This is a genomic window from Sphingomonas sp. SUN019 (assembly GCF_024758705.1).
Taxonomy (GTDB): Bacteria; Pseudomonadota; Alphaproteobacteria; order Sphingomonadales; family Sphingomonadaceae; genus Sphingomonas.
This window is the reverse complement of sequence record NZ_CP096971.1, coordinates 719,495-737,200: the sequence shown is the minus strand read 5'-3', so window position 1 is coordinate 737,200 and position 17,706 is coordinate 719,495. Positions and strand designations below refer to the sequence as shown.

At 65.4% G+C, this 17,706-nt stretch carries 21 protein-coding genes and 1 pseudogene; 15 read left to right on the top strand and 7 right to left on the bottom strand.

Annotated features, from left to right (window positions below; genetic code table 11):
• Positions 1-8: 8 nt before the first annotated feature.
• Both M0208_RS03630 and cobT read right to left on the bottom strand, forming a co-directional pair.
• Complete coding sequence (locus tag M0208_RS03630; protein ID WP_258890367.1) at positions 9-257, bottom strand: ribbon-helix-helix domain-containing protein; 249 nt, start codon at positions 255-257, stop codon at positions 9-11.
• On the bottom strand, positions 254-2,086 hold the full coding sequence (gene cobT / locus M0208_RS03625; protein ID WP_258890366.1) for a cobaltochelatase subunit CobT: 1,833 nt from the start codon (positions 2,084-2,086) through the stop codon (positions 254-256). Before cobT ends, M0208_RS03630 begins: the two co-directional genes overlap by 4 nt.
• A 127-nt stretch (positions 2,087-2,213) precedes the next feature.
• On the opposite strand from cobT, the gene M0208_RS03620 reads away from it, so the two are divergent.
• The gene (locus M0208_RS03620; RefSeq protein WP_258890365.1) at positions 2,214-3,161 is read left to right on the top strand and encodes a hypothetical protein; all 948 of its coding nucleotides are present in this window, start codon (positions 2,214-2,216) and stop codon (positions 3,159-3,161) included.
• Positions 3,121-3,528, top strand: coding sequence for a hypothetical protein (locus M0208_RS03615; RefSeq protein WP_258890364.1), 408 nt, complete (start codon positions 3,121-3,123; stop codon positions 3,526-3,528). Before M0208_RS03620 ends, M0208_RS03615 begins: the two co-directional genes overlap by 41 nt.
• A gap of 13 nt (positions 3,529-3,541) precedes the next feature.
• On the opposite strand, the gene cobS is transcribed toward M0208_RS03615, so the two are convergent.
• Both cobS and M0208_RS03605 read right to left on the bottom strand, forming a co-directional pair.
• On the bottom strand, positions 3,542-4,546 hold the full coding sequence (cobS, locus tag M0208_RS03610; protein ID WP_258890363.1) for a cobaltochelatase subunit CobS: 1,005 nt from the start codon (positions 4,544-4,546) through the stop codon (positions 3,542-3,544).
• A gap of 62 nt (positions 4,547-4,608) precedes the next feature.
• Positions 4,609-5,301 (bottom strand): helix-turn-helix domain-containing protein, encoded by a 693-nt coding sequence (locus M0208_RS03605; RefSeq protein WP_258890362.1) that lies wholly within the window; start codon positions 5,299-5,301, stop codon positions 4,609-4,611.
• Positions 5,302-5,366: 65 nt separating this feature from the next.
• Between M0208_RS03605 and M0208_RS03600 the strand changes: the two genes are divergently transcribed.
• The 8 genes and pseudogenes from M0208_RS03600 to M0208_RS03565 all read left to right on the top strand — a co-directional run bounded on the left by M0208_RS03600 (position 5,367) and on the right by M0208_RS03565 (position 9,795).
• Positions 5,367-5,804: a VOC family protein gene (locus M0208_RS03600; RefSeq protein WP_258890361.1), complete on the top strand. Its 438-nt coding sequence runs from the start codon at positions 5,367-5,369 to the stop codon at positions 5,802-5,804.
• A gap of 107 nt (positions 5,805-5,911) precedes the next feature.
• Positions 5,912-6,616 carry a glutathione S-transferase family protein gene (locus tag M0208_RS03595; RefSeq protein WP_258890360.1) on the top strand — a complete coding sequence of 235 codons (705 nt, stop codon included), beginning with the start codon at positions 5,912-5,914 and terminating at the stop codon, positions 6,614-6,616.
• Positions 6,613-6,906: pseudogene (locus M0208_RS03590) on the top strand (DUF1428 domain-containing protein); the annotation flags it as partial. The gene M0208_RS03595 and the pseudogene M0208_RS03590, both read left to right, overlap by 4 nt.
• A gap of 18 nt (positions 6,907-6,924) precedes the next feature.
• The gene (locus tag M0208_RS03585; protein WP_309547030.1) at positions 6,925-7,338 is read left to right on the top strand and encodes a DUF1428 domain-containing protein; all 414 of its coding nucleotides are present in this window, start codon (positions 6,925-6,927) and stop codon (positions 7,336-7,338) included.
• Between the two features lies 1 nt (position 7,339).
• The gene (locus M0208_RS03580; protein ID WP_258890359.1) at positions 7,340-8,122 is read left to right on the top strand and encodes a VOC family protein; all 783 of its coding nucleotides are present in this window, start codon (positions 7,340-7,342) and stop codon (positions 8,120-8,122) included.
• 11 nt (positions 8,123-8,133) lie between these two features.
• The gene (locus tag M0208_RS03575; RefSeq protein ID WP_258890358.1) at positions 8,134-8,631 is read left to right on the top strand and encodes a VOC family protein; all 498 of its coding nucleotides are present in this window, start codon (positions 8,134-8,136) and stop codon (positions 8,629-8,631) included.
• Positions 8,628-9,110, top strand: coding sequence for an SRPBCC domain-containing protein (locus tag M0208_RS03570; protein WP_258890357.1), 483 nt, complete (start codon positions 8,628-8,630; stop codon positions 9,108-9,110). The genes M0208_RS03575 and M0208_RS03570 overlap by 4 nt, the downstream gene beginning before the upstream one ends.
• Positions 9,103-9,795 (top strand): dihydrofolate reductase family protein, encoded by a 693-nt coding sequence (locus tag M0208_RS03565; RefSeq protein WP_258890356.1) that lies wholly within the window; start codon positions 9,103-9,105, stop codon positions 9,793-9,795. Before M0208_RS03570 ends, M0208_RS03565 begins: the two co-directional genes overlap by 8 nt.
• Here M0208_RS03565 and M0208_RS03560 read toward each other — a convergent pair.
• Positions 9,792-10,385 (bottom strand): J domain-containing protein, encoded by a 594-nt coding sequence (locus M0208_RS03560; RefSeq protein WP_258890355.1) that lies wholly within the window; start codon positions 10,383-10,385, stop codon positions 9,792-9,794. The genes M0208_RS03565 and M0208_RS03560 overlap by 4 nt on opposite strands.
• A 44-nt stretch (positions 10,386-10,429) precedes the next feature.
• On the opposite strand from M0208_RS03560, the gene M0208_RS03555 reads away from it, so the two are divergent.
• From M0208_RS03555 to M0208_RS03535, 5 genes are all read left to right on the top strand, one after another.
• Positions 10,430-10,720, top strand: a complete 291-nt coding sequence (locus tag M0208_RS03555) for a BolA family transcriptional regulator (RefSeq protein WP_258890354.1) — start codon at positions 10,430-10,432, stop codon at positions 10,718-10,720.
• On the top strand, positions 10,717-11,424 hold the full coding sequence (locus M0208_RS03550) for a glutathione S-transferase (protein WP_258890353.1): 708 nt from the start codon (positions 10,717-10,719) through the stop codon (positions 11,422-11,424). The genes M0208_RS03555 and M0208_RS03550 overlap by 4 nt, the downstream gene beginning before the upstream one ends.
• The gene (locus M0208_RS03545; RefSeq protein WP_258890352.1) at positions 11,421-11,864 is read left to right on the top strand and encodes an NUDIX hydrolase; all 444 of its coding nucleotides are present in this window, start codon (positions 11,421-11,423) and stop codon (positions 11,862-11,864) included. The genes M0208_RS03550 and M0208_RS03545 overlap by 4 nt, the downstream gene beginning before the upstream one ends.
• Positions 11,851-12,753 carry a pirin family protein gene (locus M0208_RS03540; RefSeq protein WP_258890351.1) on the top strand — a complete coding sequence of 301 codons (903 nt, stop codon included), beginning with the start codon at positions 11,851-11,853 and terminating at the stop codon, positions 12,751-12,753. The genes M0208_RS03545 and M0208_RS03540 overlap by 14 nt, the downstream gene beginning before the upstream one ends.
• Before the next feature lie 67 nt (positions 12,754-12,820).
• Positions 12,821-13,336, top strand: coding sequence for a DUF2141 domain-containing protein (locus tag M0208_RS03535; protein WP_258890350.1), 516 nt, complete (start codon positions 12,821-12,823; stop codon positions 13,334-13,336).
• A gap of 114 nt (positions 13,337-13,450) precedes the next feature.
• Here the strand turns inward: M0208_RS03535 and odhB are convergent, their stop codons facing one another.
• Both odhB and M0208_RS03525 read right to left on the bottom strand, forming a co-directional pair.
• On the bottom strand, positions 13,451-14,674 hold the full coding sequence (gene odhB, locus M0208_RS03530; RefSeq protein ID WP_258890349.1) for a 2-oxoglutarate dehydrogenase complex dihydrolipoyllysine-residue succinyltransferase: 1,224 nt from the start codon (positions 14,672-14,674) through the stop codon (positions 13,451-13,453).
• A gap of 47 nt (positions 14,675-14,721) precedes the next feature.
• Positions 14,722-17,691: a 2-oxoglutarate dehydrogenase E1 component gene (locus M0208_RS03525; RefSeq protein ID WP_258890348.1), complete on the bottom strand. Its 2,970-nt coding sequence runs from the start codon at positions 17,689-17,691 to the stop codon at positions 14,722-14,724.
• Positions 17,692-17,706 lie beyond the last annotated feature (15 nt).

Here is a 17,706-nt window from a genome sequence, read left to right as displayed (position 1 = left end):
AGATGTTGCTAGAGCGTCAAGCGTACGTCGAGCAGCCACGTTCGCAACGCGCTGGCCAAATTGGGCGGGTCGTCGGCAGTGATCCGCATTGCGTCGATCTCCGCGATCAGCGCGTTGAGGGGGAGCGCGCGCGTGGCGGCGGCGCCTTCGAGCGCGGTCCAGAAAGCGGGCTCCAGGCTGATCGAGGTCTGGTGCCCGGCGATCGTGACCGATCGCTTGACCGGGCCTCGGAAACCGCCCGGTGGCGCTACGATCATTCCGTATCGAACAGCGCGGCGAGCTGTTCGATGATCGTGCCGCCCAGCTGATCGGCATCCATGATCGTCACCGCGCGCTGGTAGTAGCGCGTCACGTCATGCCCGATGCCGATCGCGACCAGCTGCACCGGCGATTTCTTCTCGATCCAGTCGATCACCTGCCGCAGATGGCGTTCGAGATACGATCCGCTGTTCACGCTGAGCGTCGAATCGTCGACCGGCGCGCCGTCGGAAATGACCATCAGGATGCGGCGTTCCTCGGGCCGCGCCATCATCCGCGCATGCGCCCACAACAGCGCCTCGCCATCGATATTCTCCTTCAGCAACCCCTCGCGCATCATCAGCCCGAGCGAGTTGCGCGCGCGCCGCCACGGCTCGTCGGCCTTTTTATAGACGATATGGCGGACGTCGTTGAGGCGGCCCGGCTGTGGCGGGCGGCCCGCGGCGAGCCAGGTCTCGCGCGCCTGCCCGCCCTTCCAGGCACGCGTCGTGAAGCCGAGGATCTCGGTCTTCACCCCGCAGCGTTCCAGCGTGCGCGCGAGGATGTCGGCGCTGATCGCAGCGATCGAGATCGGACGGCCGCGCATCGATCCCGAATTGTCGATCAGCAGCGTGACGATTGTGTCGCGGAACTCGGTCTCGCGCTCTACCTTGTAGCTGAGCGAGCTGCCGGGGCTGACGATGACGCGCGCCAGACGCGCGGCGTCGAGCAATCCCTCCTCCTGGTCGAAATCCCACGACCGGTTCTGTTGCGCCATCAGCCGCCGCTGCAGCCGGTTGGCGAGTTTCGACACCACCGCCTGCAGATGGACGAGCTGCTGGTCGAGATAGCCGCGCAGCCGGGCGAGTTCGTCGGCGTCGCACAATTCGGTGGCGGCGATCACCTCGTCGAACTGCGTCGTCCACGGCTTGTAGTCGAAGTGCGGGCTGAAATCCGCGAACGGGCGGTTGGGGCGGACGGGCTGCATCCCTTCCTCGCCGTCGTCGCCGGGTTCGCCGTCCATGTCGTCGAACTGGTCGTCGCCCTGATCCTCGCCTTCGCCCTCGGCATCCTCGGCGTCGCGTTGCTCGCCGCGCGAATCGACCTGCGATTCGCCCTCCGAGCCTTCGCTTTCGCCCTCGTCGCCGTCGTCCTGATCCTGGCTGTCGGTGCCTTCATCCTCGTCGCCGCCGCCCTCGTCGGTGTCCTCGGGCACCTGGTCGCCCTCGACCAATTCGAGGTCTTCGAGCAATTTGCGCGCAAGGCCCTGGAATGCGCGCTGATCGTCCAGCGCGAGCGCGAGCGCGTCGAGGTCGCCGCCCGCCTTCTCCTCGATCCAGTCGCGCACCAGCGACAGGCCCTTGTCGGCGGCGGCGGGGGCTGGGGCGCCCGTCAGTCGTTCGCGCACCAGCAGCCCCAGCGCAGTCGAAAGCGGCACCTCGTCGCGCGTCCGCGCCCGCGTGATCGGATCGCTGCGCAGCCGTACGTCCAGCGCGGTGGCCAGATTGTCGGCGATCCCGGCATAACCCTTCGACCCCAACGCCTCGACCCGCGCGCCCTCGACCGCATCGAACACCGCCCGCGCGACCGCGTCCTGCGGCGCGGCGCGGCTGTGCAGCGCGGTGTCATGATGCTTCAGTCTTAAAGCGAAGCCATCCGCGAATCCGCGCGCCTCCGCGACCTGATCTGCGGGCAGCGCGCGCGCGGGCATCGGCACCTTGATGTGCTTGCCCGACTGCACCGGCGCATCGGCGGTAAAGGCCAGCTCGATCTCCGGCTCGTCCGCAAGCGCGCGGCACGTGCCGCCGAGCACGGATTTGAAGCGATCGAGCGGTGTTTCCTGCGCCATTGCGCATGGCTTTAGGGCGACACGCCCTGCGCGCACAAGGCCGCGCCGCGGCGCAGCTAATCGTTTCGCTTAGAGCCGCGTATGGCGTCAGGCGTTAGTGAGACCGGATCGACTGAGGAGAGATCAGGTGAGTATCGCGATCGATCGCGCCAGCGGTTCTTCCCCGCTGACACAGCCCACGCAGACAAACACCGCCGATCCGGCAGGACACGCAAGTCGGCTTGTCGCGGGTGCACAGACTCCGCTGGGCACCGATCTGTCGAAGATCCACGCCGACATCGCCGAGTTGGCGCGGCACGACCCCGCCTTCGCCCGCGACACTCATGCCGCGGTCGCACAACAGTTGGACCCGGTGGATGCCGGCAATTTCCTGTCGGGCATCTTCGACAAGATCGGCGATTTCTTCGGCGGTCTGGTCGGCAAGGTTCGCGAAGCCGTTCAGGAAGCGCGCACCGAGGGTACGGACGGAAAACCCGCAACGAGCGGCGTTGATCTCGCCACCACCCCCGCGACACCAGCCGATGCGCCCGCAACGATCAATTTCTCGCGCTCGGCGCAGGCCACGTTCGATCAGCAATGGGCCGACAGCTTCCCCGGCGGCAGCGCGAAGGAACAGGGCGGGACGCTCGTCTTCGACAAGACGACGGGCCAGATCGACGTCATCAACATCGGCGGAAACGGCAGCACGGCGGGCACGTTCACGCCCGATTACACCATTCCCGATCCGTCGAAGACCGGGCTGCTGGGTGTGTTTCACACTCATCCCTACGATTCGGGCGATACCGGAATCTCGTTCAGTGGCGCCGACGTCGCGGTTATGATCAACGAAGACCATCCGCTGATCATGGCGCAAAGCGGCGATCGTCAGTTCGTGATGATGCAAACCGAGCAGACGCCCGCCAACGTGGACTATACGAAGCTGAACAACGATCAGAACGCGCGCATTTCCGAACTGGTCGGCGAGGGGCAGAGTTTCGCCGACGCGGCGAGCCAGGCCGCATCGGAGGTCGCAACCAAATATCATCTCGCTTATTATGAAGGTTCGAATGGGCAGCTATCGCGCATCAATCCGTAACACGACGCTGGCGGCGACGATCGCCGCGTGCTTCGTGCTGCCCGCCTGTGGCGACGCCACCCCCGCCATCGCGCAACGCAAGGCTGATCCCATGACGACGACCGACACCGCCAGCACAGCTACGCAGCACGCCGCCGCGGGCAAGAAGGCGCTGGACAGCGGCGACTATGCGACGGCCAACGCCGAATTCGATCGCGCCATCGCTGCGATCGGTGACAGCTATGTCGATACGAAGGCGATCGACGATACGGGCGTGCAATTGACCTTGGCGCAGTCAAAGGTTGGCAAGGGCGATCTGGCCGGCGCCGCGAAGGTGAAGGCGCAGGTGGTCCGCGCGCGCCTGGAACAGGTCGAGCGCGCAAAATGATCGTGCGGCGTCGTCAGCTTTTACCGACGACGCTCTCCGGCAAATCCTTCCCGAACACGCGCTGGTAATATTCCGCAACCAGCGGGCGTTCCGCCTCATCGCATTTGTTGAGGAAGCTCAACCGGAACGCGAAGCCGACGTCGTTGAAGATCAGCGCGTTCTGCGCCCAAGTGATGACGGTGCGCGGGCTCATCACGGTCGAGATATCGCCGTTGATGAAACCCTTGCGCGTCAGATCGGCGACGCGGACCATGTTCTCGACGGTCTTCTTGCCCTCGGGCTTGTCATATTCGCCGGACTTGGCGAGCACGATCTGCGCCTCGGTCGCGGCGGGCAGATAGTTCAGCGTGACGACGATGTTCCAGCGGTCCATCTGGCCCTGGTTGATCTGTTGCGTGCCGTGATACAGCCCGCTGGTGTCGCCGAGCCCAACCGTATTGGCGGTCGCGAACAGCCGGAAATAGGGGTTCGGGCGGATCACGCGGTTCTGGTCGAGCAGGGTCAGTTTGCCCTCCGTCTCCAGCACGCGCTGGATCACGAACATCACGTCGGGGCGGCCAGCGTCATATTCGTCGAACACCAAAGCGGTCGGGGTCTGCAACGCCCACGGCAGCAGCCCTTCGCGGAACTCGGTCACCTGCTGCCCGTCGCGCAGCACGATCGCGTCGCGCCCGACCAAGTCGATGCGGCTGATGTGCGCGTCCAGGTTGATGCGGATGCACGGCCATTTCAGACGCGCGGCGACCTGTTCGATATGCGTCGATTTGCCGGTGCCGTGATAGCCCTGCACCATCACGCGGCGGTTGTGCGCGAAGCCCGCCAGCACGCTCAATGTCGTGTCGGCGTCGAACACATAGGCCGGATCGAGATCGGGCACACGTTCGTCCGCCTCGCTGAACGCGGGGCATTCCATGTCGGAATCGATTCCGAACATTTCGCGCACGCTGATCATCTTGTCAGGCGCGTCCATGATCGTCGTTTCGCGACTGTCGGGCTGGGTGTTGGAGATATCGGTCATCATCGCCTCGAAGCTGGCCTTACGCCTTAGGGCAAAGCGATCGACTTACTCAACCACTGCGATCAAGCGATCTTCTCGGGAAGGGCGAACAGATCGACGAAACGCTGCGCCGCGGACAGATCGCCCTCCACCGCCAACGTGCCGCCCGCGCCGTCGCGGCTGAGCGGCACCTTCCCGTAGATCGTGTGGCGCATCGCCATCGTGTCGCCGGTGAAGATGACGTCGGGGTGCCCGGTTTCGCCGCGGACGATCGTCAGACCCGCAGCACCCGTGTGGACCACGAACACATCGGCGGGAAAGCGGAAGGCGATGGTCAGTTCGGTCTGTGTGGCGCGCTCCGGATCGACGAGCGTCTGAAGCGACATCATGGCCGAGGCGCTCGACATGAACAGCATCGGATCGTGCCGCGGCGAACGCGCCGCCCACCGCCCGAGATCGCGCATCAGCGGCGCTGCTTCATGGCCCCATTGGGTAAGTTCATACACCTGGACATTGGCCGGAGAGGGAAGCCGTCGCCGAACCACTATTCCGGCCGCCTCCAGACCCTCAAGGCGCTGGGTCAGCACGTTGGCGCTGATCCCGGGCAGGTTCGCCTTGATCTCGCCGAACCGGCGCGGCCCGAACACGAGTTCACGCATGATGAGCAGTGACCAGCGTTCGCCGACGAATTCCAGCGCAAGGGCGGTGCCGCAGGCGTCATCATACCAACGCTTTGTCGATGCTTCCGCCCCGTCGGTCACTTTTTCTAACTTCATGGTTGTTTTTTGTAACCTAGTCGGGCAGAAAATGCAAACACCGAGTCGCAAAGGAGTGATTGGTCATGACAAAGATGATCTTCGTGAACCTGCCCGTCGCCGATGTGGCGAAGGCGACCGCCTTCTACGAAGCGATCGGATGCTCGCAGAACCCGATGTTCTCGAACGAGCAGGCCTCCGCGATGGTCTGGTCGGACGCGATCAGCTTCATGCTGCTCGATCGCGCCTTCTATTCAACCTTCACGACCAAGCGGATCATCGACGCGAAGGCGGAAAGCGGTGTGCTGATCGCGCTGTCGCAGGACAGCCGCGCCGCGGTCGACGCGATCACCGAGAAGGCGTTGGCCGCGGGCGGGCGCGAGGCGCGCGAGAAGCAGGATCTGGGGTTCATGTACGGCCGCGCGTTCGAGGATCTCGACGGGCACACGTTCGAACCGGCATTCATGGACATGGCCGCCGCCGAACAGACGATGGGCCATCAGGAACCGGCCGGAGCGAAGTGACATGACCGCCGCCCGCAGCATCCTGATCGGCGTCGTCGCCTTTGCGACCACCGTCATAATGATCGCCGCACAAGCGGCGCATAATATCGCCTGAGAGGAGAGAGAAGATGCGTCCCACCATCACCGCGTTCGACTGGGTGCCCGATTTCGCAAAGGGCCAGGTCCGCGACCTCCGCGTCCGTTGGGCGCTGGAGGAAGTCGGTCAACCGTATGACGTGCGGTATCTGCCGCAGGGTGCACAGAAAGCGGGCGACCACCGCGCGCGCCAGCCGTTCGGGCAGGTGCCTACCTATGAGGAGGGCGACCTGACGTTGTTCGAATCGGGCGCGATCGTGCTGCATATCGCAGAGACACACGACGGTTTGCTGCCGCCGGATCGCGCTGGACGTGCCCGCGCGACTGAATGGGCCTTCGCCGCGCTCAACACGGTTGAGCCGCCGATCATGGACCTGGCCTTCGTCACCTTGTTCGAGGCCGATCAGCCGTGGTCCAAACCGCGCAAGCCTGCGGTCGAGGCGCGCATCGATGAGCGGTTGAAGGAATTGTCCGACCGGCTCGGCGACCGGCAGTGGCTTGACGGGGACGGCTTCACTGCGGGCGATCTGCTGATGGCGGCGGTGCTGCGCATCGTCGAGGGCGAGGGGCTGATCGAAAAATACGGCAATCTGACTGCTTACGTACAGCGCGCCACCGCGCGACCGGCGTTCCGGAAGGCGCTGGCGGATCAAATGGCCGGGTTCACCGGCGCGCCGCCGCCCGAATTCGCGGCGTGGCAGGAAAAGATGAAGCAGAGCCAAGGAGAGATGGCATGACCTATGTGCAGGGGTTCCTGATCCCGGTTCCGACCGGGAAACAGTCGGCATATCGCGAGATGGCCGAAAGCGCCGCGCCGTTCTTTCGCGAACATGGCGGCAAACGCATTGTCGAAACGTGGGGCGATGACGTGCCCGACGGCAAGCAGACCGACATGAAGCGCGCGGTGAAGGCCGAGGACGGCGAAGGCATCGTCTTTTCGTGGATCGAATATCCCGACAAGGCGGCGTGCGATGCCGCCAGCAAAGGCATGGAATCCGACGAGCGGATGAAGCCGCCCGCGGATATGCCGTTCGACGGTAAGCGGATGATCTATTCCGGGTTCGAAACGATCCTGGATACAGGGGGCGGCTCGTTCGGTTATGTCGACGGCTTCGTTGCGGCGGTGCCAAACGCAAACCGGCACGCGTATCTCGACCACGCGAAGGAAGCGGCCGACGCTTTCAAACGGCTCGGCGCGACCCGGCTGGTCGAGAATTGGGGCGTAGACGTCGCCGATGGGATGGTCACCGATTTCAAGAAGGCGGTGGCGGCGAAGGATGACGAGACCGTCGTCTTCAGTTGGGTCGAATGGCCCGACAAGGCGACGCGCGACGCCGGGATGTCCGCGATGCAGGACGATCCTGCGTTCCGCGACATGCAGATGCCGTTCGACGGCAGCCGCATGATCTTCGGCGGCTTCACCCCGATCCTCGACACCGATCAGCAAAAGGAGGCGTGAGATGGCCAATCCCAACGGTACGCCGATCTGGTTCGAACTGACGACCGACGATCAGGCGAAATCGAAGGATTTCTACGCGAGCGTGATGGGCTGGGCGATCGCGCCGTCGCCGATGGACGAGCATGGCGACTATCTGCTGGCCAACGCGGCCGATGGTGAGGGCGTCGCGGGGATCATGAAGCCGCCGCCCGGCATGGCCGGTGTCCCCGGATGGACGATCTATTTCGGGGTCGACGACGTCGATAAGCAGGCCGACGCGGTCAAGGATGCGGGGGGCGCGGTGCATTTCGGGCCGATGGACATTCCCGGCGTCGGCCGCTTCGCCACCTGTGCCGATCCACAGGGCCTTGTGTTCAACATCATGCGCGGGAACAGCCCGGAAGATTCGACCGCGTTCAAGCAGATGGCGGGCGACGCCGGGCTGGGCCACGGCGTATGGATCGAACTCGCCACGCCCGATCCCGATGCGGCGCTCGGCTTCTACGGCAGCCTGTTCGGCTGGTCCAAGCAGGGCGCGATGCCGATGGGACCGATGGGCGATTATACGTTCATCGGCCGCAGCGAAGCGGACCGTCCGGGCGCGATAATGTCGAGCACAACCACCAACGCTCCGGCGCGCTGGAACATGTATTTCCAGGTCGCCGACATCGACGCCGCGATCGAGACTGCCAAACAAGGCGGCGGCACGGTGACAGGACCGGATGAAATTCCCGGTAGCGATTATTCGGCCAACGTCACCGACCCGCACGGCCAGCAGGTCGGCATCGTCGGGCCGCGAAAATAAGGAGAGAGAGGATGCCGAGCGACAAGATCGTGACGTGCCTGTGGTTCGACGGGCAGGCGCGCGAGGCGGCGGAATTCTATGCTGCGACTTTCCCCGACAGTCATGTCGGCGCGCGTAACGCGTCGCCGAACGACAACCCTTCGGCAAAGCAGGGTGACGAGCTGACGGTCGAATTCACCGTGCTCGGCCAGGCATTCATCGGCCTCAACGGGGGCTCGATGTTCAAGCCCACCGAGGCGGTCAGCTTCATGGTGATGACCGAAAACCAGGAGGAAACCGACCGTTACTGGAACGCGATCGTGGGGGGCGGTGGCGCGGAGAGTATGTGCGGCTGGTGCAAGGATCGCTGGGGTTTCTCGTGGCAGATCACGCCGCGTGCGCTGATGGCCGCGACCACCGGTTCCGACAAAGCGGCGGCCAAGCGCGCGATGGATGCGATGATGACGATGAAGAAGATCGACATCGCGACGATCGAACGGGCGCGGCGCGGCGAGGAGGTGGCGGCATGACCGGCGCCGGACACGAACTGGTCATCGAACGCGTGTTCGATGCGCCGCGTGACGTGGTGTGGCGCGCGGCGACCGAGCATTTCGCCGAATGGTGGTGCCCAAAGCCGTGGCGCGCTGAGCCGCTCGCGCTCGAATGGCGCACGGGCGGGCGGTTCTCGATCGCGATGCACGGCCCCGACGGCGAACGCCACGGCGGCGACGGCATGCTGCGCGAGGTGACGCCGGGCAAGCGCTTCGTATTCACCAACATGCTGGGCGAAGACTGGACGCCGCAAAGCCCGCAGCCGGTCGGCATCGTCGGCGAGATGAGCTTCGCCGACGCCGGTGATGGCCGCACATTGTACCGAGCGCGGGCGCTGCACTCGAGCTCGGCGGATCGCGACGCCCATGCGGAGATGGGCTTCACCGAGGGCTGGGGCATGTGCGCCGATCAGCTCGGGGATGTCGCGAAACGGCTGACGGAGAAGGCCGATGCGTAGGATCGTCGGCAGTGCGTTCCTGTCGCTCGACGGCGTGATCCAGGCGCCCGGCGGGCCGACCGAGGACTGGACCGGCGGGTTCGACCTCGGCGGCTGGCTGTTCGGCTTTGACGACCCGGCCATCGGGGACGTGGTCGGCGGCCTCTTCTCTCGCCCTTATGCCCTTCTGCTGGGCCGCAAGACCTACGACATCTTCGCGGCCTATTGGCCTTATGTCACGGGCGAGGAAGCGGAGTTCGCAGCATCGCTCAACCGCGCGGACAAGCACGTCCTGACGCATGGGACCGCGCCGCTGGAGTGGGAAAACAGCCACCGGATCGCCGATGTGGAGGCGATCGCGGCGCTGAAGGAAACCGACGGTCCCAACCTGCTGATCCAGGGCAGCAGCACGCTGTACCCGCTGCTGCTGCGCGCCGGACTGCTCGACCGGCTGACCACGCTTACCTTCCCGATCGTGCTCGGCAAGGGCAAGCGGCTGTTCCGGGAAGGCACGCCGAGCGGCACGTTCGCGCTTGCCGAGCATCAGGTGTCCGCGATGGGCACCGTGATCGCGACGTATGAGCCGGCGGGCGAGGTCCGCGTCGGGTCTTTCGCGCCGACCGTCTCGTCCGCGCGTGAAGAGGCGCGGCAGGAGCGGATGAAGCATGAGGATGCGGCCCTGCTCGATGCGGCCGACCTGGACTAGGCGAACGCCGGAGCCTGTTTCAGTTGTTGATAGGCGCTGATGACCTTCGTCAGCATATCCTCATGGCTCCGATCGCCGCCGTTGCGATCGGGGTGATAGCGGCGGACCAACTCGGAATAGCGTTTGCGCAGCGCCATGCGGTCCGCGTCCGCTGCCAGTCCAAGGATGCGGAGCGACTCGCGATCCTGCCCTGACAGCGGCTTGCCGTCGCTGCGTTCGGGCGCGGCCGTGCGGCGAAAGCGCGCGCCGATCGCGTCGAGCGGATCGGTGAAGGCGGACCAGCTCGGGCCGGGGTCGGTTCCGGCGTGCGCGAAGGCGCGGGTTTCGCGCTCCCATCCCGCCAGCGGACGCTGCGCATGGTGGATTTCGTCGGCGGTCATGCCGTCGAAGTAATTGTAGCCCGAATTGAACGCGCGGACGTGTTCCAGGCAGAACCAGCGGAAGCGCGACGGGCCTTCCCCTGCGCCCGGCCCCTCCAGCGGCGGCGCGCGAAACTCGCCCGCCTCTTCGCAGCCGCCCGTGGCGCATGGCCGGTCGCCCTCGATCCGGCCGTGGAACCGCGCATTCGGTCGATCTTTGCTCCCGCTCAACTTAACCTTCCCGAAACCCGCGCGAAACGGCCTATATAGGGCGTATGACACAGCCTTCCACCGGACCCGTCGCCACCGAAATGACGACCCGCCTCACCACCGCCCTCAGCCCGTCCCGGCTGGAGGTGATCAACGAAAGCGCGCAGCACGCTGGCCATATGGGCGACGACGGATCTGGCGAGAGCCATTTCCGCGTCGTCGTCGAAAGTGCGGCGTTCGCCGGGCTTTCGCGCGTGGCGCGGCAGCGCCTCGTCAACCAGGCGCTCGCCGATCTGCTGCGCGAAAAGGTTCACGCGCTGGCGATCCGCGCGACCGCCCCGGGGGAAGCTGCATGACGTTGAGGCTGTGGTACTGGCCTTCGATCCAGGGCCGCGGCGAATTCGTCCGGCTGCCGTTGGAGGCGGCGGGGATCCCGTATAAGGATTGCGCGCGGGCGGTGGGGGAGGAGGGGCTGCTCGCCGACCTGAACGATCGCACAGGCCACACGCCGTTCGCGCCGCCGTACATCGATCTGGACGGGATGACGATCGCGCAGGTCGCCAATATCCTGTTCTACCTCGGCGAATTTCACGGCGTCGGCCCGACCGGCATCGCGGATCGGTACTGGGTTCACCAGTTGCAGCTGACGATCGCCGATGTCGTGGCGGAGGTCCACAACGTCCATCACCCGGTCGCGATGATGGATTATTACGACGACCAGAAGGCCGAGGCGGCGCGCGCGGCGAAGCAGTTCCGTGACGGGCGATTGCCGAAGTATCTCGGGCATTTCGAGGATGCGGCGGGCACGGTCGCCGGCGACTGGCTGACCGGCGACGAATGGAGTTATGCGGATACCTCGCTGTTCCAGCTGGTCGAGGGGCTGCGCTATATGTTCCCGCAGCGGATGGCGGCGATCGAAGGCGACTATCCCGGGGTGATCGCAATCCGCGACCGGGTTGCCGCGCTACCGCGCATCGCCGAATATCTGGCGAGCGAGCGGCGAATTGCGTTCAATACCGACGGCATCTTCCGGCACTATCCCGAGCTGGACGCGGCGTGAGGCAACCCCGTCCGGCGGCGCGCATCCTGTTGGTCGATAAGGCAGACCGCGTCCTGCTGTTCCGCTTCACGCCGCCCGACGATCGTGCGCCGTTCTGGTGTACGCCGGGCGGCGCGATCGATCCGGGCGAAAGCTATGCCGCCGCGGCGCGGCGCGAATTGCTGGAGGAAACCGGGATCGATGCCGATCCGGGGCGCGAGATCGCGCAGCGGCACGTCGATTTCCTGACGATCGAGGGCGCCGAGGTCAGCGCGGACGAACGCTGGTTCCGCGTGAACGTCGATGCGCACGAGGTCGATGCTGCGGGTCACACCGAACTCGAGCGGCAGGTGATGACGACGTGGCGCTGGTTCGCGCGCGACGAGGTCGCGGGCTGGCCGGAGATGATCTATCCCGCCGACCTGACCGATATGCTGGAGGCGAGTGATGAGCCGCGATGACCTGATCGAGCAGACGCTGACCCCCGTCACGCACGATCTGGGCGGGTTCAAGGTCCACCGCACGCTCCCACATCGCGACCGCACGATGGTCGGGCCGTTCCTGTTCTTCGATCAGATGGGGCCGGCGCATCTGCCGGCGGGGGAGGGGATCGACGTCCGCCCGCATCCGCACATCAACCTGTCGACCGTCACCTATCTGTTCGATGGCGCGATCGATCACCGCGATTCGCTCGGCACGCTGGCGACGATCAGGCCCGGTGCGGTCAACCTGATGACGGCGGGGAAAGGCATCGTTCATTCCGAACGGTCGCCTGCCGAGGTGCGAGCTGGCGGCCCCGCATTGTCGGGCATCCAGACCTGGCTCGCGCTGCCCGATGGGTGCGAGGAAATCGACCCGGCGTTCGAACACGTTGCGGCCGAAACTCTGCCGTTGATCGAGACTCCGGGGGCAGTCGCGCGGGTCATCATGGGGACATTGTGGGGGCAGACGGCGCCAACCACGACCTATGCGGGCACGATCTACGCCGACATCGCGCTGTCGCCGGGCGGGAGCGTGCCGATCGACGCGGCGGCGGACGAACGCGCCGTGTATCTGGCGGAGGGCGAGGCCGAGCTGGAGGGAATGAAACTCGAACCGCGGCGGCTGTACGTGCTGCGCCCCGGTATCTCGGCGACGCTGCGATCGACGCGCGGCGGCCGCGCGATGCTGGCGGGCGGGGACGCTTTCGCCACCCCGCGCCATGTCTGGTGGAACTTCGTCAGCTCCTCGCGCGACCGTATCCAGGAGGCGCGCCGCGCATGGACCGCAGGCGAATTTCCGCGCGTACCGGGCGACGAAAAGGAATGGATTCCTATCCCCGGCGAACCGAACACGGTCAGCTATCCCTGACATCCTGGCACCTCAGCGACGCGCTACGGCCCATTTCCCGCCACATCGTGCTGGCAACCCGCACGCTATGACCATCCGTCTTGCGATCCTTTCGAGCGCCGTTCTGCTGGCGAGCGCCGCGCCCGCGGGCGCGCAGATCCTCGGCCCCCATGCCGCACGCTGCGCGCCCGGCGCGGGGCCTGCGGTGTTGGCGACCGTCACGGGCCTCAAGAACCGCAACGGTACGATCCGCCTGCGGCTGTTCGGCGGCAGCACCTCGACCTGGTTCGACAAGAAGAAGTATCTGGTCCGCATCGAGGTGCCGACACCCGCGTCGGGGCCGATCCGCATCTGCCTGCCCGCGCCCGCGCCGGGCACCTATGCGGTCGACCTGCGCCACGACGCGAACAACAACAACGACACGGACCGCGCCGACGGCGGCGGCGCGTCGGGCGATCCGCAAGTGTCGCTGTGGGACATCATTCTGGGACGGAAGCCATCCCCGAAGATCACGGGCTTTCACGTCGGGCAGGGCGTCACCAACGTGACGATCACGACGATGTACGTCAGCGGGACGAAGCTGAGACCGGCGAGTGCGCGTTGATTTTGATCGGCTCACGCCGATAAGTCGGTGCCAGCCCGCTCCCCCGCCCCGCCTCCCATAACAGTATAATTGAATGGGAGGCGGGGCGGGGGAGCGGGCTGGCACCGCGAAAGATCAAAGGTCGATCAGAATCCGCGTCGGGTCTTCGATCGCATTCTTCAGCGCGACCAGGAACGTCACCGCCTCGCGACCGTCGATCAGGCGATGGTCGTAGCTGAGCGCCAGGTACATCATCGGGCGCACGACGACCTGCCCGTCGACCACCACCGCGCGATCCTCGATCCGGTGCAGGCCCAGCACCGCGGATTGCGGCGGGTTGATGATCGGGGTCGACATCAGCGACCCGAACACGCCGCCGTTGGAGATGGTGAAGGTGCCGCCCTTCATCTCGTCCATCTTCAGCGTGCCGTCCTTGGCGCGCTTGCCGTAGTCGCCGATCGTCTTCTCGATCCCCGCGACGGTCAGATCCTGCGCATCGCGGATCACCGGCACGACCAGCCCGCCCGGCGCCGACACCGCGACCGAGACGTCGACATAATCGTGATACACGATCTCGTCGCCCTCGATCGAGGCGTTGACGTTGGGGATGTCCTTCAACGCCATGCACGCGGCCTTCACGAAGAAGCCCATGAAGCCGAGGCGGACATTGTGCTTCTTCTCGAACAGATCCTTGTACTTCGTGCGCGCCTCGATGACCGCGGTCATGTCGACGTCGTTGAACGTCGTCAGCATCGCGGCGGTATTCTGCGCTTCCTTGAGCCGCTTCGCGATCGTCTGACGCAGCCGCGTCATGCGGACGCGTTCTTCCTTGCGTCCGGTCGAGGAGGCGACCGACGGAGTCGCAGGTGCAGCAGCGGGTTCCGGAGCAGTCGCAGGCTTGGACGAAGCGGCGGCGGCGACGTCTTCTTTGGTCAGGCGGCCGTCCTTGCCGGTGCCCTTGATCGTCGCGGGATCGACGCCGTGTTCCAGCACCGCGCGCCGCACCGACGGGCTGAGCGCAGCGGGAGAGCCGGTGCTTTCGGCGGCAGCAGGGGCAGGGGCCTCAACCGGACTTTCGGTCACCGCGGGCTGCGGCGCTTCGGCCTTCGCAGGCGCGCTATCCGCCGCGTCGATCGTCGCAATCATCGCGCCAACCTGCACGGTATCGCCAACCTGCACCGCGTGCTGGCCCATCACGCCCGCGACGGGGGAGGGCACCTCGACGGATACCTTGTCGGTTTCGAGGGCGGCGATCGGCTCATCCGCAGCGACCTTGTCGCCCGGCTGCTTCAGCCATTCGCCGAGCGTCGCCTCGGTGATCGATTCGCCCAGCGTGGGTACGGTTACTTCGGTCGCCATGTCATTCTCGCTTCATCGTGGCGCACCGAAGCGCGCCACATGGATTGTCAGCTCGCGGCCTTGCCGGCCTTCTTCACGCTTTCGGATTCACGCGCGCGGCGGATTTCCTGGCGCACATTGTGCCCCAGCGCATCTGCGACCAGCGCGCCCTGCTCCATCTGGTGGCGCTTCATCAGGCCCGTCGCAGGCGAGGCGGCGGCGGTGCGGCCGGCGTAGCGCGGGCGCGACACCGTGCACTTCGCCTGCTGCAACGCGCCTTCGATGAACGGTTCTACGAAGAACCAATAACCCTGGTTCTTCGGTTCTTCCTGCGCCCAGATCACTTCTTCAAGGTTCGGCATCCGAGCCATCCGCGCCGCGAGCGGTTCGCCGGGGAAGGGATAGAGCTGTTCGACGCGAACGATCTGCGTATTCGTGTCCCCCGCCGCGTTTCGCGCCTCGATCAAATCATAGGCGACCTTGCCGGTGCACAGGACGAGCCGCTTCGTCTCCGCGTCCTTCGCACCGTTGGTGTCGGACAGAATGCGCTTGAAATGCGTGTCGCCCAGGAAATCGGCAGCGCTACTGACCGCCAGTTTGTGGCGCAGCAATGACTTCGGCGTCATCACGACCAGCGGCTTGCGGAAGCCGCGGTGCATCTGGCGGCGGAGCAGGTGGAAGAAGTTCGCCGGGGTCGTGCAGTTCGCGACCTGCATGTTGTCGCCGGCGCACAATTGCAGGAAGCGCTCGGGTCGCGCCGAGCTATGTTCCGGCCCTTGTCCCTCGTAACCGTGCGGCAACAGCATCACGAGGCCGTTCGCGCGCAGCCATTTGGCCTCGCCCGACGCGATGAACTGGTCGATCATGATCTGCGCGCCGTTGGCGAAATCGCCGAACTGCGCCTCCCACAGCACCAGGGTCTTCGGGTCGGCCAGCGCATAGCCGTATTCGAACCCGAGCACGCCATATTCGCTGAGCGTGCTGTCCAGCACCTCGAACGTCCCATGCGGGATCGTCCAGAGCGGAACGTATTTGTGCTCGTCGGTCTGATCGACCCACACCGCGTGACGCTGGCTGAACGTGCCGCGGCCCGAATCCTGCCCCGACAGGCGGACGCCGTAGCCCTCCGAAAGCAACGATCCGAACGCCAACGCCTCGCCCGTCGCCCAGTCGAAATTCCCGCCCGACGTAAACATCTCGCGCTTGGCGTCGATCACGCGCGCCAGCGTCTTGTGGATCTGGATCGTGTCGGGAACGGTCGTCAGCGTGCGGCCGATCGAATCGAACAGTTTGCGTTCGATTCCCGTATCGACGTTGCGCCGCGCGGTTTCCGCATCCGCGGGCGTGTGCAGCCCCGACCAGCGGCCGGAGAACCAGTCCGCCTTGTTCGGCTTGTACGACGTGCCCGCCTCGAACTCGCCCTCCAGCAGGGTCGTGAACTGCTTCACATTGTCGTCGATCCACGCCTGATCGATCACCTTTTCGGCGATCAGGCGCTTGCCATAGATTTCGCTGACCGGCGGGTGCGACTTGATCGCCTTGTACATCAGCGGCTGGGTGAAGCTCGGTTCGTCACCCTCGTTGTGGCCGAAGCGGCGATAGCACCACATGTCGATCACCACGTCGCGGTGGAATTTCTGGCGATATTCGATCGCCATCTTGCACGCGAACGTAACCGCCTCTGGGTCATCCCCGTTCACATGAAAGATCGGCGCCTGGACGCCCTTCGCGACGTCGGACGGATAGGGCGACGACCGCGCGAATTGCGGGCTGGTCGTGAAGCCAATCTGGTTGTTGATGACGAAATGCAGGCAGCCGCCGGTATTGTAGCCGCGTACGCCCGAAAAGCCGAAGCATTCCCATACGATGCCCTGACCCGCGAACGCCGCGTCGCCGTGGATCAACACCGGCAGCGAATTGCAGTGATTTTCCAGATCCTTCGCGATCGTCTGGATAGCGCGGACCTTGCCGAGCACCACGGGGTCCGCGGCCTCGAGATGGCTCGGATTGGCAACCAGCGACATATGGACCTTCTGCCCGTCGAACTCACGGTCGGTGCTGGTGCCGAGGTGGTATTTCACGTCGCCCGACCCGCCGATGTCGTCGGGGTTCGCGCTGCCGCCGGCGAATTCGTGGAAGATCACGCGCAACGGCTTTGCCATGACGTTCGCCAGCACGTTCAGCCGCCCGCGATGCGCCATGCCGTAAACGATCTCGTTCACGCCCATCGCGCCGCCATATTTGATGACGCTTTCGAGCGCGGGGATCATCGATTCGCCGCCATCGAGCCCGAAACGCTTCGTCCCGACATATTTGCGGCCGAGGAACTTCTCCCATTGCTCGGCCTCGATCACCTTCGACAGGATCGCCTTCTTGCCGAGCGGGGTGAATTCGATCGCCTTGTCCTTGCCCTCCATGCGGTCCTGCAGGAAGCGGCGCTCCTCGACGTCGGCGATGTGCATGTAATCCAGCCCGACATTGCCGCAGTAATTGGCGCGCAGGATGTCGACGATCTCACGCACGCTCGCCCATTCGAGGCCCAGGGTGCCGCCGAGGTAGACCGGGCGATCGATGTCGGCGTCGGAAAATCCGTGATAATCGGTCTTCAGGTCGGCGGGCAATTCGCGGGTGGCGTTCAGGCCAAGCGGGTCGAGGTTAGCCGCAAGGTGCCCGCGCACGCGGTAGGTGCGGATCAGCATCTGCGCGCGGATTGCATCGGCCGCGGCCTTGGTCACGTCGGCCTGCGCGGGGGCGGGGGCAGCGGCGGCAGGTTTCGGCGCACCGCCCTTTGCGGGCTTGGGCGCAGGCTCCATCTGGGTCGGGTCGAGCGCAGCGGTCAGGTCGTCGGTGCTGCTGAGCGGCCACGATTTGCTCGCCCAGCTAGGGCCAGTCAGTGCACCTTCGAGCCCCTCGAAGAAACCGCGCCAGCCGGGCTCGACCGAATCCGGCGATTCCTTGAACCGCGCGTATAGCGAATCGACGAACGCGGGGCTGACGCCGCCTGCGATGTCCGAGAAATCCTGGCCTTCGTAGCCCATGACGCAGCGTCCTTC